The sequence below is a fragment of the Pseudomonas sp. BF-RE-25 genome, assembly GCF_019956105.1.
Classification (GTDB): Bacteria; Pseudomonadota; Gammaproteobacteria; order Pseudomonadales; family Pseudomonadaceae; genus Aquipseudomonas; species Aquipseudomonas migulae.
In genome coordinates, this window is sequence record NZ_JAHBDB010000030.1 from 1 (window position 1) to 21,470 (window position 21,470).

A 21,470-nucleotide genomic window follows, 5' to 3' on the forward strand; every position below is an offset into this window, starting at 1 on the left:
GGTGGGCCCACCGTGGAGTTTGCCGTCAAACGGCCGGAATGTCGTCGAGGTATTTCTCGGCGTCGAGTGCGGCCATGCAGCCGGCGCCGGCGGAAGTGACGGCCTGGCGATAAACGTGGTCGGCCACATCACCAGCGGCGAACACGCCGGGGATCTCGGTGGCGGTGGCATCGCCTTCGCTGCCGCCTCTGATCAGCAGATAGCCGTCACGCATTTTCAGCTGGCCTTCGAACAGTCCGGTATTGGGCTTGTGGCCAATGGCGATGAACACGCCGGCCACCGACAGCTCGCTGGTTTCGCCGCTGTGGCTTTCGCGCAGGCGGGCGCCGGTTACGCCGCTGGCGTCGCCCAGCACTTCATCGAGATTCTGGTTCCAGTGCAAACGGATATTACCGTTGGCGGCCTTTTCGAAGAGTTTGTCCTGAAGGATTTTCTCCGAGCGCAACTTGTCGCGTCGGTGGATCAAGTGGACTTCCTTGGCGATGTTGGACAAATACAACGCTTCTTCAACAGCGGTATTGCCGCCACCGACTACGGCGACCACCTGATTGCGGTAGAAGAAGCCGTCGCACGTTGCGCAGGCCGAAACCCCTCTGCCGGCGAAGGCCTCTTCCGAGGGCAGGCCCAGATACTGTGCCGAAGCGCCGGTGGCAATAATCAGCGCGTCGCACGTATAAGTGCCGCCGTCGCCGATAAGTTCGAACGGGCGCTGTTGCAACTTGGCTGTGTGGATGTGGTCGTAAACGATCTCTGTGTCAAAGCGCTCGGCGTGTTTTTGCATGCGTTCCATCAGTACCGGGCCGGTCAGGCCTTCGACGTCACCGGGCCAGTTGTCGACTTCGACGGTGGTGGTGAGCTGGCCACCTGCCTGTATGCCGGTAATGACCACAGGTTTGAGGTTGGCGCGGGCGGCATAAACCGCTGCGCTGTAACCGGCAGGGCCGGAACCCAGAATGATCAGGCGGCAATGCTTGGATTCGCTCATAAAACACCTCATAAGCCTTTGTCACGAAAGAGAATGCGTGCTCAAATTGAATCGCAATCGGTGCGCCGTTAGCTATGCTGATCCATGGCCTGCCAGCATGGCATCGTACGAACAAACCCGTACAATGCGTGCCGGTCACTTGAATATTCAGTGCGCCCCGTGTTTATAAAAACCGGAGTGCAGTGTTAAAAGTAGTCCCAGTTGCGCCGGTTAACTTTTTTACCTGCCTGGATTGGGCAGTTTTTTATAGTCATTCAACAGATGGACGCGCCATAGGCGCAGGAAAAGAAGCGTTTTGAAGAAATCCACCGCAGCACCTAAACCAGCCGTCGTTCCGCTCTGGCGCCAGCATTTGCACTACCGGCTCAAGGAAGGTGCATTGATCGCCATCGGCGGCCTGTGCCTGTTCCTGATGATGGCCTTGCTGACTTACGGCAAGGACGATCCGGGCTGGAGCCATAACAGCAAGATCGACGATGTTCAGAACTTTGGCGGACCGGTCGGCTCCTACAGTGCCGACATCCTGTTCATGGTGCTGGGTTACTTCGCCTACATTTTCCCGCTGTTGCTGGCGGTCAAGACCTACCAGATCTTCCGTCAACGCCACGAGCCGTGGCAGTGGAGCGGCTGGCTGTTTTCCTGGCGCCTGATCGGCCTGGTGTTCCTGGTGCTGTCGGGCGCGGCCCTGGCCCACATCCATTTCCATGCACCGACCGGTCTGCCGGCCGGCGCGGGCGGCGCGTTGGGCGAAAGCCTTGGCGATCTGGCCCGCAATGCACTGAATATCCAGGGCAGCACCTTGCTGTTCATCGCGTTGTTCCTGTTCGGCCTGACGGTGTTTACCGACCTGTCGTGGTTCAAGGTGATGGACGTTACCGGCAAGATCACCCTCGACCTGTTCGAAGTGTTCCAGGGCGCGGCCAACCGCTGGTGGGCCGCCCGTGTCGAGCGCAAGCAGCTGGTTGCGCAGTTGCGTGAAGTCGATGATCGCGTGCATGAGGTGGTCGCACCGACCGTTACCGACAAGCGCGAGCAAGCCAAGGTCAAGGAACGCCTGATCGAGCGCGAGCAAGCCCTGAGCAAACACATGTCGGACCGCGAGAAGCAGGTCCCGCCGGTGATTGCCCCCGCGCCGCCGAAACCCGCCGCGCCAAGCCAGCGCGTGGAAAAAGAGAAACAGGCGCCGCTGTTCGTCGACAGCGCCGTCGAAGGCACCTTGCCGCCGATCTCGATTCTCGATCCCGCAGAAAAGAAACAACTCAATTATTCCCCGGAGTCGCTGGCAGCCGTCGGCCACTTGCTGGAAATCAAGCTCAAGGAATTCGGCGTCGAAGTCTCGGTGGATTCGATCCACCCGGGCCCGGTGATTACCCGTTACGAAATCCAGCCTGCCGCCGGGGTCAAGGTCAGCCGTATCGCCAACCTGGCGAAAGACCTGGCGCGCTCCCTGGCCGTGACCAGCGTGCGGGTGGTGGAAGTGATTCCGGGCAAGACCACCGTCGGTATCGAGATTCCCAACGAAGACCGGCAGATCGTGCGCTTCTCCGAAGTGCTCTCGACGCCTGAGTACGACAACTTCAAATCCCCGGTCACCCTGGCCCTGGGTCATGACATCGGCGGCAAGCCGGTCATCACCGACCTCGCCAAAATGCCGCACTTGCTGGTGGCCGGTACTACCGGTTCCGGTAAGTCGGTGGGTGTGAACGCGATGATTCTGTCGATCCTGTTCAAGTCTGGCCCGGAAGACGCCAAGCTGATCATGATCGACCCGAAAATGCTTGAACTGTCGATCTACGAAGGCATTCCGCACCTGTTGTGCCCGGTTGTGACCGACATGAAAGACGCGGCCAACGCCCTGCGCTGGAGCGTGGCGGAGATGGAGCGTCGCTACAAACTGATGGCGAAGATGGGCGTACGAAACCTGTCCGGCTTCAACGCCAAGGTCAAGGAAGCCCAGGACGCCGGAACGCCGCTGACCGATCCGCTGTACAAGCGCGAAAGCATTCACGACGAAGCGCCGCTGCTGACCAAGCTGCCGACCATTGTCGTGGTGGTCGACGAATTCGCCGACATGATGATGATCGTCGGCAAGAAGGTTGAAGAGCTGATCGCCCGTATCGCCCAGAAGGCCCGTGCCGCCGGTATCCACTTGATCCTCGCGACCCAGCGTCCGTCGGTTGATGTGATCACCGGTCTGATCAAGGCGAACATCCCGACACGCATGGCGTTCCAGGTGTCGAGCAAGATCGACTCGCGGACCATCATCGACCAGGGTGGTGCCGAGCAGTTGCTGGGCCACGGTGACATGCTCTACATGCCGCCGGGCACCAGCCTGCCGATTCGTGTGCATGGCGCGTTCGTGTCCGATGACGAGGTTCACCGGGTGGTGGAAGCCTGGAAACTGCGCGGTGCGCCGGAATACAACGATGACATCCTCGCCGGTGTTGAAGAGGCCGGTAGCGGCTTTGAGAATGGCGGTGGCGGCGGTGATGACGATGCTGAAACCGATGCGCTGTACGACGAAGCGGTGCAGTTCGTACTGGAAAGCCGTCGCGCGTCCATCTCTGCGGTTCAGCGCAAGCTGAAAATCGGCTACAACCGCGCCGCACGCATGATCGAAGCCATGGAAATGGCCGGGGTCGTGACGTCCATGAACACCAACGGTTCGCGTGAAGTCCTGGCGCCTGGCCCGGTGCGCGACTGATTTGATTTGATGTTTTGAACGATGGCGCAGTGACGCGCCATCGTACTCCCCACGAATGTTATGAGGACTCCCATGCGTCTTATCCGCATGCTGTTGCTGCCGGTTCTGGCTTTGACCACGCTCTCGGCCCACGCCGATGACAAGGACGTGGCGCGTCTGACCCAACTCCTGGAAAAATCCCAGACCCTGACTGCACGCTTCTCGCAGCTGACCCTCGATGGCAGCGGCACCCAGTTGCAGGAAACGGCCGGTGAAATGTCGCTGCAGCGCCCGGGCCTGTTCTACTGGCACACCGATGCGCCGGCCGAGCAGGTCGTGGTTTCCGACGGCAAGAAAGTGACCCTGTGGGACCCGGACCTGGAACAGGCCACCATCAAGACCCTCGATCTGCGTCTGAGCCAGACGCCGGCATTGTTGTTGTCCGGTGACGTGTCGAAGATCAGCCAGAGCTTCGCCATCAGCGCCAAGGAAGCCGGCGGCGTGATCGACTTCACCCTGAAGCCAAAGACCAAGGACACCCTGTTCGACAGCCTGCGCCTGTCGTTCCGCAATGGCCTGGTCAATGACATGCAACTGATCGACAGCGTCGGCCAGCGCACCAACATCCTGTTTACCGGCGTGAAGGCCAACGAGCCGATCCCGGCGTCGAAGTTCAAGTTCGACATCCCTAAAGGCGCGGACATCATCCAGGAATAAAACGCAGCCCCTTGTAGGAGCGAGCCTGCTCGCGATGGACTTCAGGGCACCGCGGGGTGTCAGGCATGCCGCGTTATCGTTTACGACCATCGCTAGCAGGCTAGCTCCTACAGGTATTACGGTGTTCATAGTGAGGTTTCATAAGCAGTGATGGACCTGTTTCGCAGCGCCCCGATAGCTCAGCCCTTGGCCGCCCGTTTGCGTGCGGCCAATCTGGACGAGTACGTCGGTCAGGAACACGTGCTCGCTCGCGGCAAGCCTTTGCGCGAAGCGCTGGAGCAGGGTGCGCTGCATTCGATGATTTTCTGGGGCCCGCCGGGCGTGGGTAAAACCACCCTGGCGCGGTTGCTGGCGGAAGTCTCGGATGCGCACTTCGAAACGGTCTCGGCTGTATTGGCCGGCGTGAAAGAAATCCGCCAGGCGGTGGAAATCGCCAAGCAACAGGCCGGCCAGTACGGCAAACGCACCATCCTGTTCGTCGACGAAGTGCATCGCTTCAACAAGTCGCAGCAGGACGCCTTCCTGCCCTACGTCGAAGATGGCACGCTGATTTTCATCGGCGCGACCACGGAAAACCCTTCGTTCGAACTCAATAACGCGTTGCTCTCCCGGGCGCGCGTCTACGTGCTCAAAAGCCTCGACGAAGCGGCGCTGCGCAAACTGGTGCATCGTGCGCTCACCGAAGAGCGTGGCCTGGGCAAACGGCAACTGACCCTCAGCGATGAAGGTTTTCAGATGCTGCTGTCCGCCGCCGATGGCGATGGTCGGCGCCTGCTCAACCTGCTGGAAAACGCCTCGGACCTTGCCGAAGACAACAGCGAAATCGGCGTCGATCTGCTGCAAAGTCTTTTGGGCGATACCCGTCGCCGATTCGACAAGGGCGGTGAAGCGTTTTACGACCAGATTTCCGCGCTGCATAAATCGGTGCGCGGCTCCAATCCGGACGGCGCGTTGTACTGGTTTGCACGGATGATCGATGGCGGTTGCGATCCGCTGTACCTGGCCCGGCGCGTGGTGCGCATGGCCAGCGAAGACATCGGCAACGCCGACCCGCGTGCCTTGAGCCTGTGCCTGGCCGCGTGGGAAGTGCAGGAACGCCTCGGCAGCCCGGAAGGCGAGTTGGCGGTGGCCCAGGCCATCACCTATCTGGCCTGCGCGCCGAAAAGCAATGCGGTGTACATGGGCTTCAAAGCCGCGATGCGCAGCGCCACCGAACACGGTTCGCTGGAAGTGCCGTTGCACCTGCGCAACGCCCCGACCAAGCTGATGAAGCAACTCGGTTACGGCGACGAGTATCGTTATGCCCACGATGAGCCGGATGCCTACGCCGCCGGCGAAGACTACTTCCCCGAAGAGCTTGAGCCGCAACCGTTCTATCAGCCAGTGCCGCGAGGCCTGGAGCTGAAGATCGGCGAGAAGCTCAATCACCTCGCGCAACTTGACCGTTTAAGCCCCCGGCAGCGGAGAAAATAGTGCTTCCATTGATTGTTGCGGTTTCCGTCGGCGGGGTCGCTGGCACGCTGTTGCGCTTCGCCACTGGCAACTGGGTCAACGCTAATTGGCCACGGCACTTCTATACCGCGACGCTGGCCGTTAATATCGTCGGCTGTTTGCTGATCGGCGTTCTATACGGTCTGTTTTTGATTCGCCCGGAGGTGCCTTTCGAAGTGCGCGCCGGGCTGATTGTCGGCTTCCTCGGGGGGCTGACGACTTTTTCATCCTTTTCACTGGATACGGTGCGCCTGCTGGAAAGCGGGCAGGTGCCACTAGCCCTGGGCTATGCTGCCATCAGCGTATTCGGCGGGCTGCTCGCCACCTGGGCCGGCCTGTCCTTGACCAAACTTTGATAACGAGAGACCGACATGCTCGATTCCAAACTGTTACGTAGCAACCTTCAGGACGTAGCGGACCGCCTGGCATCCCGTGGCTACACGCTGGATGTTGCGCGCATCGAAGCGCTGGAAGAACAGCGCAAGACCGTCCAGACCCGCACCGAAGCACTGCAGGCTGAACGTAATGCGCGCTCCAAATCCATCGGTCAGGCCAAGCAGCGCGGCGAAGACATCGCGCCGTTGATGGCGGACGTCGAGCGCATGGCCAACGAATTGAGCGCCGGCAAAGTGGAACTGGACGCGATCCAGACCGATCTGGATTCGATCCTGCTCGGCATCCCGAACCTGCCGCACGAATCCGTGCCAATCGGCGATGACGAAGACGGCAACGTTGAAGTGCGCCGCTGGGGCACCCCGACCGCGTTCGATTTCCCGGTCCAGGACCACGTCGCCCTGGGCGAGAAATTCGGCTGGCTGGACTTCGAAACCGCCGCCAAGCTGTCCGGCGCGCGTTTCGCCCTGTTGCGCGGCCCGATCGCCCGTCTGCACCGCGCCCTGGCGCAGTTCATGATCAACCTGCACACCAGCGAGCACGGTTACGAAGAGGCCTATACGCCTTATCTGGTCCAGGCGCCGGCGCTGCAAGGCACCGGTCAATTGCCGAAATTCGAAGAAGACCTGTTCAAGATCGCTCGCGAAGGCGAGGCCGATCTGTACCTGATCCCGACCGCTGAAGTGTCGCTGACCAACATCGTCGCTGGCGAAATCGTCGATTCGAAACTGCTGCCGATCAAGTTCGTCGCCCATACGCCGTGCTTCCGCAGTGAAGCCGGTGCGTCGGGTCGCGATACCCGCGGCATGATTCGCCAGCACCAGTTCGACAAGGTCGAGATGGTCCAGATCGTTGAGCCATCGACCTCGATGGAAGCGCTGGAAGGCCTGACCGCCAACGCCGAGAAAGTCCTGCAATTGCTGGAACTGCCTTATCGCACCCTTGCGCTGTGCACCGGCGACATGGGCTTCAGTGCAGTCAAGACCTACGACCTGGAAGTGTGGATCCCGAGCCAGGACAAATACCGCGAGATTTCGTCGTGCTCCAACTGCGGCGATTTCCAGGCCCGTCGTATGCAAGCGCGTTTCCGCAACCCGGAAACCGGCAAGCCTGAACTGGTTCACACCCTGAACGGTTCCGGTCTGGCGGTCGGTCGTACCCTCGTTGCCGTGCTGGAAAACTACCAGCAGGCCGACGGTTCGATCCGTGTGCCGGACGTGCTGAAACCGTACATGGGTGGCCTCGAGGTCATCGGCTAAATGGACTATCTGCCGCTGTTTCACAACCTTCGCGGCAGTCGTGTGTTGGTCGTCGGTGGGGGGGAAATTGCCTTGCGCAAATCCCGCCTGCTGGCCGAAGCCGGTGCGCTGCTGCGGGTGGTTGCGCCTGAAATCGAACCGCAACTGCGCGAACTCGTTGCCGGCAGCGGTGGCGAGTGCCTGTTGCGTGGCTACGTCGAAGCGGATCTGGACGGCTGTGGGCTGATCATTGCCGCCACCGATGATGAACCGCTGAATGCACAAGTCTCCGCCGATGCTCATCGGCGTTGCGTGCCGGTCAACGTGGTGGATGCGCCAGCCTTGTGCAGCGTGATCTTCCCGGCGATCGTCGACCGTTCGCCATTGATCATCGCGGTTTCCAGTGGCGGCGATGCGCCGGTGCTGGCGCGGTTGATCCGCGCCAAGATCGAAACCTGGATTCCTTCCACCTACGGTCAACTGGCCGGTCTGGCTGCGCGTTTTCGCAGTCAGGTCAAAGGCCTGTTTCCGGATGTACAGCAGCGTCGGGCGTTCTGGGAAGATGTGTTCCAGGGCCCGATTGCCGACCGGCAACTGGCCGGGCAGGGCGCTGAAGCCGAACGCATGATGCAGGCGAAAATCAGCGGTGAAGCGCCGGTTGCCACGGGTGAGGTGTACCTGGTTGGTGCCGGGCCGGGTGATCCCGACCTGTTGACCTTCCGCGCGTTGCGCCTGATGCAGCAAGCCGATGTGGTGCTGTATGACCGGTTGGTGGCGCCGGCGATTCTCGATTTGTGCCGTCGCGATGCCGAGCGGGTCTACGTCGGCAAGCGTCGCGCCGATCACGCCGTGCCGCAGGATCAGATCAACCAGCAATTGGTGGACCTGGCCAAACAAGGCAAGCGCGTGGTGCGGTTGAAGGGCGGTGATCCGTTCATCTTCGGCCGTGGCGGTGAAGAGATCGAAGAGTTGGCGGCCCATGGCATCCCGTTCCAGGTGGTGCCCGGCATCACGGCGGCCAGCGGTTGCGCGGCATACGCCGGGATTCCGCTGACCCACCGCGATTACGCGCAGTCGGTGCGATTTGTCACCGGGCACTTGAAGGACGGCTCCACCGATTTGCCGTGGGGTGATCTGGTCGCCCCGGCGCAAACCCTGGTGTTCTACATGGGGCTGGTGGGCTTGCCGATCATCTGCGAGCAGTTGATCAAGCATGGTCGCGCAGCGGATACGCCGGCGGCGTTGATTCAGCAGGGCACCACGGTTAATCAGCGGGTGTTCACCGGCACCTTGGCCGATCTTCCACGATTGGTGGCGGAGCATGAAGTGCATGCGCCGACGCTGGTGATTGTTGGGGAAGTGGTGCAGTTGCGCGAGAAACTGGCGTGGTTTGAAGGGGCTCAGGCGCAAGTCTGAAGACCGCGTCGCCTTCTTCGCGGGCAAGCCTCGCTCCTACAGGGAACGTACACATCCCTGTAGGAGCGAGGCTTGCCCGCGAAGAGGCCCTCAAATTTGTACGAGGTTCAGATCAGGCGCTGTTCTTGCGCCAAACCCCTTTCCCGCTCAACCGCGCCCGATCATGCGCCACGGTAAAGTCTTGCTCCGGCCCCTTCGGCACAACACCGGTCGGGTTGATGGTCTTGTGACTGCCGTAGTAGTGGTTCTTGATGTGCTGAAAATCTACCGTCTCGGCAATCCCCGGCCACTGATAAATCTCGCGCAGCCAGTTCGACAGGTTCGGATAATCGGCAATCCGCCGCAGGTTGCACTTGAAGTGCCCGTGGTACACCGCATCAAAGCGGATCAGCGTGGTAAACAGGCGAATGTCCGCTTCAGTCAGGTATTCGCCCACCAGATAACGATTGGCGTCTAACAGCTGTTCCAGTCGATCCAGTTCCGCAAACAACCCGTCAAACGCCTCTTCATAAGCCGTCTGCGATGTCGCGAACCCGGCGCGGTACACACCGTTGTTCACCGCCGGATAAATCCGCTCATTCAACGCATCGATCTCGCTGCGCAACGGCGCCGGATAGAAATCCAGGTCATTGCCGGTCAAGTCATCGAATGCGCCGTTGAACATGCGGATGATCTCCGCCGATTCATTGTTGACGATGCGATTCTGCTGCTTGTCCCAGAGCACCGGCACAGTGACGCGGCCCGTGTAGTCGGCGGTGTCGGCGGTATAGCGCTGGTGCATGAAGTTGAAGTGATCGAGCTTGTCGCCGGTCGAGCCGAAGTGCTTGTCGAAGGTCCAGCCGTTTTCCAGCATCAGCCAACTGACCACCGACACGTCAATCAGGCTTTCAAGGCCTTTGAGTTTGCGCAGGATCAGTGTGCGATGCGCCCACGGACAGGCGAGCGATACGTAGAGGTGATAACGACCCGCGTCGGCGGCAAAGCCACCCACACCGGTCGGGCCGGGCGTGCCGTCGGCGGTCAGCCAGTTTCGACGCTGCGCCTGTTCGCGCTGGAACGCGCCGTCCTTGCTGCTTTCGTACCACTGGTCATGCCAGCGACCTTCGACTAACAAACCCATGTTCAAGACTCCCCAACCGATAAGCGTTGGAGAGGAGTCTATTCCGATAGGTTCGATAAAAAAGCGCAAAGGTTGGGCGCTTATGATCGGTTAAATCGATCTGTCCCGTGCGTCCCAATATTTATGGGCTGTTTCGAAGGCGATTTCGCGAGGTTGGCCGAGGCCGCGTAGTGCGAGGGCCATGGTCGAGATCAGCGCCATTTGCGGATAACTGTCGACCACGTCGCCACGCCATACGGCTTTCAAATGTTCGGGATCGAGAGAGGCGGGTTTGACATGGCGTTGCGCTGAGAGCTGCGGCCATTCCTCATCCCAGCTCTCGCCGCCGGTGGTGCCGTACAAGTGGCTGTCGGTGTCGGGGTTGATCTCGATCTCGCCGCCATCGCCCTTGACCACAATCGCGGTGTCGCCGAGCAAGCCGCTGGCATCGCGATGCACCGCCTGGTAGCCGGGATGGAAAATGCTTTGCAGGCCGCAGCGAGCGTTCAACGGATTGAGAATGCGCGTCAGGGAGTGGATCGGCGAGCGCAGGCCCAAGGTGTTGCGCAGGTCGATCATGCGTTGCAGTTGCGGCGCCCAATCCACCAGCGGCATGAACGCCAGGCCGCCGTTATCGAGCGCCGAGCCGACCTGTTGCCAGTTGCGGCACAACGGGATCTTCAGCTCATCCAGCAGTTGCTCGCTGTACAGCCGCCCGGCCGTGTGTGCGCCGCCGCCGTGCATGAAAATCCGCACGCCGTTTTGCGCCAGGCACTTGGCCGCCAGCAGATACCACGGCAGATGACGCTTCTTGCCAGCGTAGGTTGGCCAATCCAGATCGACATTCAAGGCCGGTGGTTGCAAGCGCTCACGCAGGGCTTCGGTGAAGCCGGCCATTTCCTCAGCGCTTTCTTCCTTGTGCCGCAGCAACATCAGAAACGCACCGAGCTGAGTGTCTTCGACCTTGTTGTCGAGCACCATGCCCATGGCTTCGCGGGCTTCTTCGCGGGTCAGGTCGCGGGCGCCGCGCTTGCCTTTGCCGAGGATCCGCACGAATTGGGCGAAGGGGTGTTCGGCGGGCGTTTCTAGAGTCAGCACTGGATAGTCGGTCATAAGCAATTCGTCGGTTTGGGCAGGCCCGCCAGTTTCGCGGCGAGTTTGGCAGGGGTGCCTTTGAACAGTCGGTTCAGGTGCAGGCTGTTGCCTTTTTCCGGGCCGAGCTTCAACGCTGTGTACTTGATCAGCGGACGTGTCGCCGGGGACAACTGGAACTCGGCGTAGAAGCTGCGCAGCAATTCGAGGATTTCCCAGTGTTCGGGGCTCAACTCGATGTCTTCGGCAGCGGCGAGGGCGCTGGCCACGTCGACGGACCAGTCGCTCAGTTCAACCAGGAAACCGTCCTTGTCCAACTCGATGGCGCGGGCGCCGACCGTCAGTGCATTCATAACCAGCTGTTGACCTTGTCGTAGTGAATCGACAGTTCGACGAAGGCGGGATAATCGATCGCCTTGGCCGTATCCGGAACCTCCATCGCACGGGCCTGGGCGTCTTCGGCCAACACGAACAGCGTCGGGTTGCCGGCGATCAGGGCGTTGAAGGGCGCGGTGCCCGGTTGCAACGCATACACCGCGTCACCGGTCAGCAGCAGCGCATCGTTCGCGCCGATCAGGCGCAGGCAACTGCTCAGACGGTCGTCGCCGAACGGGGAATGAGACAACACATGCAAAGTCGACATCAGAGGGTGATCACCTGGTCGTAACGGTCAATAAGGGCGGTGATTTCGCGGGCGGCCAGCACCTGGGCGTCCTCCAGCGACAAGCTGTCCGGGGCCAGGCCGCGTTCAGCGGCGCTGTCGCCACAGACGAACAGGTCTTCGACGCCGAACATCGGCAACGCTTGCAGGTTGGCGCTCAAGTCTTTCTGTTGCAGGGCCTTGGCGTCCTGTTTCGGCGCGAGCTGGAACACTCCGTCATCAAGAAACAGCAGGCCGATCGGCAGGTCGAAGGCACCACCGGCCAGCACGATGTCCAGTGCTTCACGTGCGCTCGGCCCGGACCACGGCGCCTGACGGCTGATAATCAGCAAGGATTTAGGCATGTCACGCACCTCCGAAACAGATCAGTCGGTCGGCGTCCTGCACCGCGTCATGTAACTGACCGAGACCGGACAATTCCCACGGCGCGCCGACGGCGACCGCTTCGCGCTGATAACGCTGGGCTTCTTCGTCGTTCAATACGCCACGACGCAGGGCGGCGGCGATGCAGACGACGCCGTCCAGTTGATGTTCGGCCACAAAGGCACGCCATTGCTTGGGCAGGTCCAGTTCATCCTGCGGCGTTACCACGCTGGCGGACGCGTTGTAGACGCCATCCTGATAGAAAAACAGCCGGACAATCTCATGCCCGCCGGCCAGTGCAGCCTGGGCGAACAACAAGGCACGGCGCGAGGAGGGCGCATGGGCGGCGGAAAACAGCGCGATGGCGAACTTCATGACGGACTCGATCAGTAAAACTGCGGCCATGATAAAGCTTTCTCGTCGGGGCGGCGAAGGGCGTTTTCCTTGAGACCGAGTCGACCCCATCGCGAGCAGGCTCGCTCCCACAGGGTTCGGTGGTCCGCTCCAATATTGTGCTCGACGCAAATCCCTTGTGGGAGCGAGCCTGCTCGCGATGAGGCCCGAACAGTCAATGCAGGTTCAACGCGGCATATACCCCAACTGCCAACGCCGTGGAATCCTCAACGACAGCACGCCAAGCGCCCCCGCCAGCAACCCGCTGACAAACAACGCCCTGAGTCCAAGATGATGCTCCAGCACAGCCCCCAGCACCGCGCCGGCAAACATTCCGGTCCAGGGGATCAACTGCACCCGCCAGCCATTGCGCCGCTCGCCGAGCATCCAGCGTCCCAGGCCGCGACCGAAGCGCGACAGGGCGCCCGTCACGTAAGTCAGGCCCACCGGCAGGCCATTCACTTCTTCGACGGCGGCATTGAGCATGCCCATCGCGATGATCGCCGCCAGCAGCGCGGGCAATTGTTCGTCATAAGGCCAGGCCGCTGCCGCACACAGCAACATGGCGATGCACAACAGCAAGGGCAGCGCGCGGCGCCCGCCGACACGGCTGACGACAATGCCCAAGGCGTTGCCGAGGATGAACGTGGCCACGAGCAGTAGCAGGCGCAGGGTCAGGCCCATGTCGCCGTCGCTGATCGCCACGGCGAGGCGGGTGGTGTTGCCGCTCATGAAGGAAACGAAATCGCCGCTGGCCATGAAGCCGATAGCGTCGGTCATGCCGGCAAGCACCGAGAGTGCGGCCACCAGCGACAGGCCGATGCGGCCGCGCCATTTCTGAGTGTGCAGATGCCCCGGACTGGCGCGGGTCGTGGAGGACGAAGGCAGCATCGGTGGCGGGATCCTTGTGCGGCGACGGTTATGGGATCAGACCATATAACTCGCAATAGTCCAGCCAGTCCATACCCGCCATTTCGGCCACTTCCCGGTGTACGTTCAGGCGTTGAGCTTCGTAGTCCTCCGGTGTTGCGGCGGTCAGTTGCAGGGTCAGCTCCCAGGCAAACAACCCCAGGCGTTCGGCCTCGGCTTCGAACGCTTCATGCAAGCGCTCGTCGCGAAACTGCGCTGCGGTTTCGCCCTTGGCCTGAGCCAGCAGCGGGTTGAGGTTGTCGAGTTCGTGGCGCAGTTCAGGTCGCTCATCGAGAAACTTCTGCAGCGCCTGCTCGTGTTGCTGTTCGGTTGCCGCCATGGTCGCTCCTTGAGAATGGGTTACACGGACTGCTTCTTGCTGGCCTTGGCCGCTGCGGCCAGGCATTCGAGGGCAAACTGCTCGCAGTAGGTCATCTGGATCGGCGTGGTTTCGCCCTTGACGGTGCGTTCGCCGTCGAGAATGTAACGGATCCGCTTGTCGGTGACGCCGATTCGCTTGGCGATCCAGGAAGGCGTCTGGCCGATCTGGCTGATCAGCTTGTCGGCATATTCAGCGGTCGGTTTGTAGAATTCGGCGTTGGGTGTCATGGACGTTCCAGAAAAAATGAGCCCGAAAACAGGGGCGATGCAGCGTTTGGCGCGACAGGGTGCGCGAATCGTTGCGCGGTGTCGCGGTATAAATGAAGTAAAGCAGAACGATACGCTGGCCCACGGTGATACAGTCCGCTTTTTCTTGATGAGCACACGCAATGCGAATTCTGATGGTGGCGCTGGCCGCAACGTTGCTGGCGGGATGCGCCGGTTCGGTGATGAACGATGCCCGCACGGGCACCCCGTACAAAACCCTGACTTCGGACAAACCGGAAAAAGTCGTCGCCCAGTGCGTGCAGTTCGCCTGGCAGGACGAGGCAGTATTCGGCGTCGATGCGGGCGCTTATTTGCAGCCGGGCAAGAAGGGCGGGTCTACCGTTTACACGCGTTCGGCGGAGTCCTTTGTGGACGTGACCACCGATGCGTCAGGGACGGCGTTGAGTTACTACGCGCAGCATGACGACTTTGTCGCCAAGCGCCGTTTGGCGGCGCTGGCTACCTGCCTTTGATCTTTTGAGCACCGCAATACCTTTGTAGGAGCACGGCTTGCCGGCGAAGGCGATTTCACGGACGCCTTCGCTGGCAAGCCATGCTCCTACAGGGAGAGTTCGGCTTTATTGATCAGGCGCTTCTGGAAAAAGAAGCGCTTGTGCCCCGGCGGGTAGTCAACGATCTGCCCCAACTCGCTGAACCCCAGCTTCTTGTAGAACTCCGGCGCCTGAAAGTCGAAGGTGTCCAGCCAGATCCCGATGCATTCCTTCTCCCGCGCCAGGTCTTCGGCCATCTGCATCAGCCTGGAACCGATGCCTTGTCCCCGGCCCTGTTCCGGCACCGACAGCAATTCGATAAACAACCATTGATAGAAAAACCGGCCGTACAGCCCGCCGAGAATCTCGCCCTGGTCATTGCGCACCAGCAGGGCCAGCGGTTGCGCTTTGCCGTCCCCCGCTTGGGCGACGTTGTAGGCCCGCAACGGTGCGAGGATCGCCTCGCGATCTTCCGGTGTCGGGTTGTGCGACTGTTCGATGCTGAGTGTCATCGGCTACATCCTTATGGCAGTGATGCACGAGCGTATCCGGGTCGCGACGATTGTTCTATCCCTCGTTATTCAGAGGAACCGTCGCCAGCGCGCAGATGTCTAGCCTTTACAGCGTCATTCCAGAACGCGGCCGATGAGGATTGCCAATGAACATTTTCGAAGCCTTGCGCGAAAGCCACGACCGCCAACGCACCTACGCCGTCGCATTGGTCAAGACCAGCGGCGACACCCCGGAGCGCGTTGAAGCCTACAAGCAGCTCAAGTCCGAACTCCAGGCACACGAAACCGCAGAAGAGCGGCATTTTTATATCCCGCTGATGGAGTTCGACAACGGTGTCGACCTCAGTCGCCACGCGATTTCGGAACATCACGAGATGGACGAAATGATGGAGGAACTCGACGAGACCGAGATGTCCAGCCCGGCCTGGCTGGTGACCGCGAAGAAGCTCTCCGAGAAGGTCCATCACCATCTGGAGGAGGAAGAGCAGAAGTTCTTCCAGATGGCCGGCAAGCTGCTCGACGACCAGCAGAAAGAAACGCTCGCCAGGCAATACGAGAAGGAATACAAGGCTCAACTTTCGTGAGGGCCTTCGTCTAAGATGGGCGTTTTCTGACGAAATAAGGATGCGTTGTCATGCCGAACACAGCCGAACGGGTCAACATCGTTGAGTCCCAGGTGTTGTCCCACGACTGGTATCTGCTGAAGAAAATCACCTTCGATTACCAGCGCAACAACGGCGAATGGCAACGCCAGACCCGCGAGGTCTACGACCGTGGCAATGGCGCGGCGATTCTGCTGTTCAACCGCGAGAAGAAAACCGTCGTACTGACCCGGCAATTTCGCTTGCCGGTGTTCGTCAATGGTCATGACGGTCTGTTGATCGAGGTGGCTGCGGGATTGCTCGAAGGCGCCGCGCCAGAAGAACGCATCCGCGATGAAGCGGAGGAAGAAACCGGTTATCGCGTGCACCATGTGCAGAAGGTGTTCGAGGCCTACATGAGCCCCGGCTCGGTGACAGAAAAACTGCATTTTTTCATCGCCGAATACGATGCTTCATCGAAAGTCGGCGAGGGCGGCGGGCTCGAAGAAGAGACCGAAGAACTGGAAGTGCTGGAGTGGCCGTTCGACGACGCGCTGGAAGCGTTTTATCGCGGGGAGATCTGCGACGCGAAGACCATCATGCTGCTGCAGTACGCCGCCATGAAAAATATATTCACCTGAGCACGCAATCCCCTGTAGGAGCGAAGCTTGCTCGCGAAGGTGTGTCAGCAACGGTGCTGTCGCCTGACACACCTTCGCGAGCAAGCTTCGCTCCTACATAAAGCAAGGTCAAAAGCCTTCGAAACGTCCGGTTTTACCTCGGCCGCCTTCCAGCGTCAGCAATAATTCCTTCGCCTCAAGCCCACCCGCAAACCCGGTCAATTTCCCCGACGCGCCGATCACCCGATGGCACGGCGCAATAATCGAGATCGGGTTCTTGCCATTCGCCGCGCCCACTGCACGCACTGCGCTCGGGTTGCCGATCTGCTCGGCAATCTGGCTATAGCTGCGCGTTTCGCCGAAGGGAATGGTCAGCAGGGCGTGCCACACCTTTTTCTGAAAGTCCGTGCCGGCAAAATCCAGTTCCAGGTCGAAGCGGTTTCGTGTGCCGGCGAAGTATTCCTGCAACTGTTGAACCGCGCGCACCAGGACTGGGTTGTCCGCCGCCTCACTCATCGGCCCGAGCCGTACGCGATTCGGTGTGTCGTTTTCCCAGAGGATGGCCGCCAGTCTCGAACCGTTCGCAACCAGCTTCAACTCGCCGACCGGCGACGCCATGGTGGTGAAGGTGTAACTCATGCGGGCGGACTCCGAAAACAGGTGAGCAGGCGGCAAGCATACTGCCTCGACGGGGAGGCGCAATACGCAATCCCGACCATACTGCGTACTGCTCTTGAAACGTTTTCTCTGTTTTTTTACCGACCCTAAAAACAAAAAGAGACCGACTCATGAAGTTCGAACCTTTTGCCAAATCGCTCATCGCGACTTCATTGGCACTCAGTTGCCTGGCGGCTCACGCCGCTTCCGTCGCCCCCGTTGCAGCCGAAAACGGCATGGTGGTCACTGCCCAGCATCTGGCCAGTCATGTGGGCGTCGATGTGCTCAAGAACGGTGGTAACGCCGTCGATGCCGCCGTCGCGGTCGGGTATGCGCTGGCGGTGGTGTATCCCGCGGCAGGTAACCTGGGCGGCGGTGGTTTCATGACCATCCAACTGGCGGACGGGCGCAAGACCTTCCTCGACTTCCGCGAAAAAGCCCCGCTGGCCGCCACTGCCGACATGTACCTCGACAAAGAGGGCAACGTCGTCCCGGACCTCAGCACCCGTGGTCATCTGGCTGTCGGCGTGCCGGGCACCGTGTCCGGCATGGAACTGGCGCTGAAAACCTACGGCACCAAACCGCGCAAGGAAGTGATCGCCCCGGCGATCAAACTCGCTGAAGAGGGCTTTGTGCTGGAGCAGGGCGATGTCGATTTGCTGGAGTCCGCCACCGACGTCTTCAAAAAGGACATGAAAGATTCCGGCTCGATCTTCCTGAGCAACGGCGAGCCGATGCAGGTCGGCCAGAAACTGGTGCAAAAAGACCTGGGCAAAACCCTGCGGGAAATCTCCGAGAAGGGCACCGACGGTTTCTATAAGGGCTGGGTCGCTGACGCGATCGTCACCTCCAGTCAGGCCAACAAAGGCATCATCACCCAGGCCGACCTCGACAAATACAAGACCCGCGAACTGGCCCCCATCGAGTGCGATTACCGTGGCTACCACGTGGTCTCGGCACCACCGCCAAGCTCCGGCGGCGTAGTGATCTGCGAGATCATGAACATCCTCGACGGCTACCCGATGAAAGACCTGGGGTACCGCTCGGCGCAGGGTATGCATTACCAGATCGAAGCCATGCGCCACGCGTATGTCGACCGCAACAGCTACCTCGGCGACCCGGACTTCGTGAAAAATCCGATCGCCCATCTGCTGGATAAAAACTACGCGAGCAAAATCCGCGCTGCCATCAATCCGCAAAAGGCCGGCGTGTCCCGCGAGCTCAAACCCGGCGTCGCGCCGCACGAAGGCAGCAACACCACTCATTACTCCATCGTCGATAAATGGGGCAACGCGGTGTCGGTGACCTACACCTTGAACGACTGGTTCGGCGCCGGTGTCATGGCCAGCAAAACCGGGGTCATCCTCAACGACGAGATGGACGACTTCACCTCGAAAATCGGCGTGCCGAACATGTACGGTCTGGTGCAAGGGGAGGCCAACGCCATCGCGCCGGGCAAGGCGCCGCTGTCGTCCATGAGCCCGACCATCGTCACCAAGGACGGCAAAGTCGTGATGGTCGTCGGCACCCCTGGCGGCAGCCGCATCATCACCGCGACCTTGCTGACCATCCTCAACGTGATCGACTACGGCATGAACATTCAGGAGGCGGTGGATGCGCCGCGTTTCCACCAGCAGTGGTTGCCGGAAGAGACCAACCTGGAGGCGTTCACCACCAGTCCGGACACGGTGAAACTGCTTGAAAGCTGGGGCCACAAGTTTGCCGGGCCGCAGGATGCTAACCATATCGCCGCAATTCTGGTCGGCGCGCCGTCGCTGGACGGTAAACCGGTGGGCAAAAACCGTTTCTACGGAGCGAACGATCCGCGTCGTAACACCGGGTTGTCTCTCGGTTATTGAGGGTTGTGTTTGGAAGGGGACGGATTTAGTTTCTGTCCCCAGATCCAACGACAGATCAAGGATGGAACCATGACCACCGCAATGTTGATCATCGATGTCCAGCAAGCACTTTGCACGGGCGAGTACGAGTGCTTCGAAATCTCACGTGTCATCGACACCATTAACGGGCTCGGCGCCCGTGCCCGAAAGGCCGGGATTCCGGTGGTGCTGATCCAGCATGAGGAAGACGGCAGTCCGCTGGCGTATAACGCTGACGGCTGGCAACTGGCCGAAGGGCTGGAAACCTCGCCCAAGGATTGGCACGTACGCAAGACCACACCGGATTCGTTCTACCAGACCAACCTGCAAAAGCTGCTGCCGGTGCAGGATTTCGAACGCCTGGTCATCTGCGGTTTGCAAACCGACTATTGCGTCAACGCCACAGTGCGTCAGGCGCTGCAACTGGGGTACGACGTGGTGCTGGCGGCTGACGCTCACTCCACGGTCGACAACGGCAACATCCCCGCCGAAGACATCATCGCCGAGCACAACAAGGACCTGGCGCATTTGACCGGTTCAGTGGCGCGAATCGACGTGATACCCGCCGCCGACATCACCTTCTAGCACCCATGATGACGGGCCCCGCCCAACCCTGTAGGAGCCGGCTTGCTGGCGATGGCGATTTCACGGACGCCATCGCCGGCAAGCCGGCTCCTACAAATCGCGAGGGTGTTGGAGATTTAGGGTTCACGCAAACCCTGTAGGAGCCCGGCTTGCCGGCGATGGCGATTTCATGGATGCCTTCGCCGGCAAGCCGGCTCCTACAAATCGCGAGGGTGTTGGAGATTTAGGGTTCACGCAAACCCTGTAGGAGCCCGGCTTGCTGGCGATGGCGATTTCACGGACGCCTTCGCCGGCAAGCCGGGCTCCTACGGATTGGGGTGCGTCCCCATCGATTTTTTCTAATCGAAAACCTGCAATTCATCGGCGATCCGGTCGAACAGCGCCCGGTCGGATGTATCTGACAGGTAGATCGTGGGGGTGGGTTCGGTCATGTCGGCCTCCGGTAAGTCCCGCGACTTTACGTCAGTCGCAAACCCTGTGGCGAGTAAGCAGATCCAATCTCTGAGTGGGGGGATGTGCAGAGGCTTGAACTCAATCTACACTTAAGAACCGTTCTCTATTGCGGTTAAATTTCAATACCTTTTCTTTGAGGGAGGCAAGCTCCTGGTGGATGCCCTTGTGCTGCTTTTTAACGGCCTGACCGAGTGGGTGATTGAGCCCGTCACTCGCCAGTTCCTGGGCCTTTTCGATCTGAATGGGCGCATGGGTGTACTGTTTCTGTTCTCGTCTTACAGCATCGCTTACGCCCTGTTCCGGTTCAGGAAACATCGAGGTCTCACCGACGCGCAGTCGTTCGGGCAGTTCATCGGCGGGCGTCGGGTGTATTTCCATCGTTCGGCGTTGCTCGATTACCGCTACTACTTCGTGCGGGCGATTCTGAAAGTGGCGTTGGTGTTGCCGATTGTCGGTCTGGTGGACCCGCTCGTCCTGCGCTCCGGAGACTACATCGCCTTTTTCACCAACCTGTGGGGCGCGCGGGTGCAAGTGGAGCAGAATCTTTCACTGTCCTTGCTCTACGGGCTGGGCGTTTTTCTGGTGAAAGACTTCATGGCCTACTGGGCGCACCGCGCCTTCCATTCCAAATGGTTGTGGGCATTCCACAAAGTCCATCATTCGGCGCCGGTGCTGGTTCCAGCGACCGCCAGCCGGGTTCATTTCGTGGAAAAGATTGTCGAAAAGCTCTCGACGATCATCGGCATCGGCGCCTATGCCGGCGTCTTCTGGTACGCCTGCGGCGGCGAGATCAGCCGCTATACTTTGTTCGGCGTGACCTGGCTGGTGTTCATCCTCAACGGGCTGGTGGGAAACTTGCGTCACAGTCATGTCTGGCTGTCGTTCGGCCCGGTGTTCGAACATGTGCTGAACAGCCCGGCCCAGCACCAGATTCATCACAGCGACGCACCGCACCATTTCAACAAGAACTTCAGCATCAACCTGTCCCTGTGGGACTGGATGTTCGGCACGCTCTACGTCACCACGTCGAAACCCGAAGCCCTGCGGTTCGGCACCGGTGAGCAGGATTCTGAGCGTTACCTGACGGTTTACAGCCTGATCGTCACGCCGTTTGTAGACATCGCCCGCAAGATCCGTTCGACCAAACGACCTGATCGTTCGCGGGCGCCCTTGCGAACAATCCAGAATGCGTTAGCAGAAGTGGAGGTGAGACATGACAACTGATTCCGCAGAAAAAGAGTCTGTCAAAGAAGCCGTCAAACACTATGTCGAGGGTATGGTCTTCGCTGACGAAGCCTCGTTGCGAAAGGCATTTCATCCGTCTTGTCGCATCATCGGTCACTTCCAAAAAGCGCTTGAATGGCTGTCCCTTGATGAGTTTATCGACGCGATCAAAACCGAAGGCCCGGCAGCAAAAGAGGTGAAGCCTTTTTGGGAAGTGATTGACCTGGACATAACAGGCGACGCCGCCGCCGTAAAAATCATCGATGATTATGCAGGGATGAGGTTTACCGATTACCTGTCGTTACTGAAGATCGATGATCGCTGGGTCATCATCAACAAGCTGTACTACTACCATGAGTCGTGAACCGCACGGAGACCATTG

General features: G+C 60.1%; 25 protein-coding genes. 13 read left to right on the forward strand and 12 right to left on the reverse strand.

The genetic code is table 11. From position 1 onward, the window contains the following. Positions 1-25: 25 nt before the first annotated feature. On the reverse strand, positions 26-985 hold the full coding sequence (gene trxB / locus KGB24_RS14895; RefSeq protein WP_008029514.1) for a thioredoxin-disulfide reductase: 960 nt from the start codon (positions 983-985) through the stop codon (positions 26-28). A 295-nt stretch (positions 986-1,280) separates the two neighbouring features. Between trxB and KGB24_RS14900 the strand changes: the two genes are divergently transcribed. The 6 genes from KGB24_RS14900 to cysG all read left to right on the forward strand — a co-directional run bounded on the left by KGB24_RS14900 (position 1,281) and on the right by cysG (position 8,923). Next, positions 1,281-3,689, forward strand: a complete 2,409-nt coding sequence (locus KGB24_RS14900; RefSeq protein ID WP_192227336.1) for a DNA translocase FtsK — start codon at positions 1,281-1,283, stop codon at positions 3,687-3,689. 72 nt (positions 3,690-3,761) lie between these two features. Further along, positions 3,762-4,385 (forward strand): outer membrane lipoprotein chaperone LolA, encoded by a 624-nt coding sequence (gene lolA, locus KGB24_RS14905; protein ID WP_008029508.1) that lies wholly within the window; start codon positions 3,762-3,764, stop codon positions 4,383-4,385. Between the two features lie 150 nt (positions 4,386-4,535). Further along, positions 4,536-5,858, forward strand: a complete 1,323-nt coding sequence (locus tag KGB24_RS14910) for a replication-associated recombination protein A (protein ID WP_008029505.1) — start codon at positions 4,536-4,538, stop codon at positions 5,856-5,858. Next, on the forward strand, positions 5,858-6,232 hold the full coding sequence (gene crcB / locus KGB24_RS14915) for a fluoride efflux transporter CrcB (protein WP_008029503.1): 375 nt from the start codon (positions 5,858-5,860) through the stop codon (positions 6,230-6,232). Before KGB24_RS14910 ends, crcB begins: the two co-directional genes overlap by 1 nt. A gap of 15 nt (positions 6,233-6,247) precedes the next feature. Further along, positions 6,248-7,528, forward strand: a complete 1,281-nt coding sequence (gene serS, locus KGB24_RS14920; protein WP_008029502.1) for a serine--tRNA ligase — start codon at positions 6,248-6,250, stop codon at positions 7,526-7,528. Then, positions 7,529-8,923, forward strand: coding sequence for a siroheme synthase CysG (gene cysG, locus KGB24_RS14925; protein ID WP_008029501.1), 1,395 nt, complete (start codon positions 7,529-7,531; stop codon positions 8,921-8,923). It begins immediately after the preceding gene. 112 nt (positions 8,924-9,035) lie between these two features. On the opposite strand, the gene KGB24_RS14930 is transcribed toward cysG, so the two are convergent. The 9 genes from KGB24_RS14930 to KGB24_RS14970 form a co-directional block, all read right to left on the reverse strand. Continuing rightward, positions 9,036-10,043, reverse strand: a complete 1,008-nt coding sequence (locus tag KGB24_RS14930) for a glutathione S-transferase family protein (protein ID WP_223416603.1) — start codon at positions 10,041-10,043, stop codon at positions 9,036-9,038. A 90-nt stretch (positions 10,044-10,133) separates the two neighbouring features. Then, entirely contained in the window at positions 10,134-11,135 is a 1,002-nt protein-coding gene (locus KGB24_RS14935) for a glycosyl transferase family protein (protein ID WP_223416601.1), read from the reverse strand. After that, on the reverse strand, positions 11,132-11,467 hold the full coding sequence (locus KGB24_RS14940; protein ID WP_223416600.1) for a TusE/DsrC/DsvC family sulfur relay protein: 336 nt from the start codon (positions 11,465-11,467) through the stop codon (positions 11,132-11,134). The genes KGB24_RS14935 and KGB24_RS14940 overlap by 4 nt, the downstream gene beginning before the upstream one ends. Next, complete coding sequence (gene tusB, locus KGB24_RS14945; protein ID WP_223416599.1) at positions 11,464-11,757, reverse strand: sulfurtransferase complex subunit TusB; 294 nt, start codon at positions 11,755-11,757, stop codon at positions 11,464-11,466. The genes KGB24_RS14940 and tusB overlap by 4 nt, the downstream gene beginning before the upstream one ends. Next, the gene (gene tusC / locus KGB24_RS14950; RefSeq protein ID WP_223416597.1) at positions 11,757-12,119 is read right to left on the reverse strand and encodes a sulfurtransferase complex subunit TusC; all 363 of its coding nucleotides are present in this window, start codon (positions 12,117-12,119) and stop codon (positions 11,757-11,759) included. Before tusC ends, tusB begins: the two co-directional genes overlap by 1 nt. Position 12,120: 1 nt before the next feature. Then, positions 12,121-12,513 (reverse strand): sulfurtransferase complex subunit TusD, encoded by a 393-nt coding sequence (gene tusD / locus KGB24_RS14955; protein WP_223416604.1) that lies wholly within the window; start codon positions 12,511-12,513, stop codon positions 12,121-12,123. Between the two features lie 204 nt (positions 12,514-12,717). Further along, positions 12,718-13,422 (reverse strand): YoaK family protein, encoded by a 705-nt coding sequence (locus tag KGB24_RS14960; protein ID WP_008029486.1) that lies wholly within the window; start codon positions 13,420-13,422, stop codon positions 12,718-12,720. Between the two features lie 28 nt (positions 13,423-13,450). Further along, a complete protein-coding gene (locus KGB24_RS14965; RefSeq protein ID WP_223416596.1) occupies positions 13,451-13,780 on the reverse strand; it encodes a DUF6388 family protein in 330 nt (109 codons plus the stop codon). A 20-nt stretch (positions 13,781-13,800) separates the two neighbouring features. Beyond that, on the reverse strand, positions 13,801-14,049 hold the full coding sequence (locus KGB24_RS14970; RefSeq protein ID WP_008045271.1) for a hypothetical protein: 249 nt from the start codon (positions 14,047-14,049) through the stop codon (positions 13,801-13,803). Positions 14,050-14,210: 161 nt separating this feature from the next. Here KGB24_RS14970 and KGB24_RS14975 point away from each other — a divergent pair, with 161 nt between their 5' ends. Continuing rightward, a complete protein-coding gene (locus KGB24_RS14975; RefSeq protein ID WP_008029480.1) occupies positions 14,211-14,561 on the forward strand; it encodes a hypothetical protein in 351 nt (116 codons plus the stop codon). A gap of 86 nt (positions 14,562-14,647) precedes the next feature. Here the strand turns inward: KGB24_RS14975 and KGB24_RS14980 are convergent, their stop codons facing one another. Further along, positions 14,648-15,091, reverse strand: coding sequence for a GNAT family N-acetyltransferase (locus KGB24_RS14980; protein ID WP_223416595.1), 444 nt, complete (start codon positions 15,089-15,091; stop codon positions 14,648-14,650). Positions 15,092-15,237: 146 nt separating this feature from the next. Between KGB24_RS14980 and KGB24_RS14985 the strand changes: the two genes are divergently transcribed. Together KGB24_RS14985 and KGB24_RS14990 are read left to right on the forward strand one after the other, a co-directional pair. Beyond that, positions 15,238-15,675, forward strand: a complete 438-nt coding sequence (locus KGB24_RS14985) for a hemerythrin domain-containing protein (RefSeq protein WP_008045275.1) — start codon at positions 15,238-15,240, stop codon at positions 15,673-15,675. A 50-nt stretch (positions 15,676-15,725) separates the two neighbouring features. After that, positions 15,726-16,313 carry an NUDIX domain-containing protein gene (locus KGB24_RS14990; RefSeq protein WP_223416594.1) on the forward strand — a complete coding sequence of 196 codons (588 nt, stop codon included), beginning with the start codon at positions 15,726-15,728 and terminating at the stop codon, positions 16,311-16,313. 108 nt (positions 16,314-16,421) lie between these two features. On the opposite strand, the gene KGB24_RS14995 is transcribed toward KGB24_RS14990, so the two are convergent. Next, on the reverse strand, positions 16,422-16,931 hold the full coding sequence (locus KGB24_RS14995) for a methylated-DNA--[protein]-cysteine S-methyltransferase (RefSeq protein WP_223416592.1): 510 nt from the start codon (positions 16,929-16,931) through the stop codon (positions 16,422-16,424). A 149-nt stretch (positions 16,932-17,080) separates the two neighbouring features. Here KGB24_RS14995 and ggt point away from each other — a divergent pair, with 149 nt between their 5' ends. The 4 genes from ggt to KGB24_RS15015 all read left to right on the forward strand — a co-directional run bounded on the left by ggt (position 17,081) and on the right by KGB24_RS15015 (position 21,452). Continuing rightward, positions 17,081-18,808, forward strand: coding sequence for a gamma-glutamyltransferase (ggt, locus tag KGB24_RS15000; RefSeq protein WP_223416591.1), 1,728 nt, complete (start codon positions 17,081-17,083; stop codon positions 18,806-18,808). A 69-nt stretch (positions 18,809-18,877) separates the two neighbouring features. Continuing rightward, complete coding sequence (locus KGB24_RS15005; RefSeq protein WP_223416590.1) at positions 18,878-19,411, forward strand: cysteine hydrolase family protein; 534 nt, start codon at positions 18,878-18,880, stop codon at positions 19,409-19,411. A 606-nt stretch (positions 19,412-20,017) separates the two neighbouring features. Then, positions 20,018-21,088, forward strand: coding sequence for a sterol desaturase family protein (locus tag KGB24_RS15010; protein WP_223415922.1), 1,071 nt, complete (start codon positions 20,018-20,020; stop codon positions 21,086-21,088). After that, positions 21,078-21,452 carry a nuclear transport factor 2 family protein gene (locus KGB24_RS15015; RefSeq protein WP_223415923.1) on the forward strand — a complete coding sequence of 125 codons (375 nt, stop codon included), beginning with the start codon at positions 21,078-21,080 and terminating at the stop codon, positions 21,450-21,452. The genes KGB24_RS15010 and KGB24_RS15015 overlap by 11 nt, the downstream gene beginning before the upstream one ends. Positions 21,453-21,470: the final 18 nt, after the last annotated feature.

Bases quoted from the DNA above. Each gene is read 5' to 3' on its own strand.
- trxB (WP_008029514.1), bottom strand. From the start codon at position 985: ATGAGCGAATCCAAGCATTGCCGCCTGATCATTCTGGGTTCCGGCCCT.
- lolA (WP_008029508.1), top strand. From the start codon at position 3,762: ATGCGTCTTATCCGCATGCTGTTGCTGCCGGTTCTGGCTTTGACCACG.
- KGB24_RS14910 (WP_008029505.1), top strand. From the start codon at position 4,536: ATGGACCTGTTTCGCAGCGCCCCGATAGCTCAGCCCTTGGCCGCCCGT.
- serS (WP_008029502.1), top strand. From the start codon at position 6,248: ATGCTCGATTCCAAACTGTTACGTAGCAACCTTCAGGACGTAGCGGAC.
- cysG (WP_008029501.1), top strand. From the start codon at position 7,529: ATGGACTATCTGCCGCTGTTTCACAACCTTCGCGGCAGTCGTGTGTTG.
- KGB24_RS14930 (WP_223416603.1), bottom strand. From the start codon at position 10,043: ATGGGTTTGTTAGTCGAAGGTCGCTGGCATGACCAGTGGTACGAAAGC.
- KGB24_RS14935 (WP_223416601.1), bottom strand. From the start codon at position 11,135: ATGACCGACTATCCAGTGCTGACTCTAGAAACGCCCGCCGAACACCCC.
- KGB24_RS14940 (WP_223416600.1), bottom strand. From the start codon at position 11,467: ATGAATGCACTGACGGTCGGCGCCCGCGCCATCGAGTTGGACAAGGAC.
- tusB (WP_223416599.1), bottom strand. From the start codon at position 11,757: ATGTCGACTTTGCATGTGTTGTCTCATTCCCCGTTCGGCGACGACCGT.
- tusC (WP_223416597.1), bottom strand. From the start codon at position 12,119: ATGCCTAAATCCTTGCTGATTATCAGCCGTCAGGCGCCGTGGTCCGGG.
- tusD (WP_223416604.1), bottom strand. From the start codon at position 12,513: ATGAAGTTCGCCATCGCGCTGTTTTCCGCCGCCCATGCGCCCTCCTCG.
- KGB24_RS14960 (WP_008029486.1), bottom strand. From the start codon at position 13,422: ATGCTGCCTTCGTCCTCCACGACCCGCGCCAGTCCGGGGCATCTGCAC.
- KGB24_RS14965 (WP_223416596.1), bottom strand. From the start codon at position 13,780: ATGGCGGCAACCGAACAGCAACACGAGCAGGCGCTGCAGAAGTTTCTC.
- KGB24_RS14970 (WP_008045271.1), bottom strand. From the start codon at position 14,049: ATGACACCCAACGCCGAATTCTACAAACCGACCGCTGAATATGCCGAC.
- KGB24_RS14975 (WP_008029480.1), top strand. From the start codon at position 14,211: ATGCGAATTCTGATGGTGGCGCTGGCCGCAACGTTGCTGGCGGGATGC.
- KGB24_RS14980 (WP_223416595.1), bottom strand. From the start codon at position 15,091: ATGACACTCAGCATCGAACAGTCGCACAACCCGACACCGGAAGATCGC.
- KGB24_RS14985 (WP_008045275.1), top strand. From the start codon at position 15,238: ATGAACATTTTCGAAGCCTTGCGCGAAAGCCACGACCGCCAACGCACC.
- KGB24_RS14990 (WP_223416594.1), top strand. From the start codon at position 15,726: ATGCCGAACACAGCCGAACGGGTCAACATCGTTGAGTCCCAGGTGTTG.
- KGB24_RS14995 (WP_223416592.1), bottom strand. From the start codon at position 16,931: ATGAGTTACACCTTCACCACCATGGCGTCGCCGGTCGGCGAGTTGAAG.
- ggt (WP_223416591.1), top strand. From the start codon at position 17,081: ATGAAGTTCGAACCTTTTGCCAAATCGCTCATCGCGACTTCATTGGCA.
- KGB24_RS15005 (WP_223416590.1), top strand. From the start codon at position 18,878: ATGACCACCGCAATGTTGATCATCGATGTCCAGCAAGCACTTTGCACG.
- KGB24_RS15015 (WP_223415923.1), top strand. From the start codon at position 21,078: ATGACAACTGATTCCGCAGAAAAAGAGTCTGTCAAAGAAGCCGTCAAA.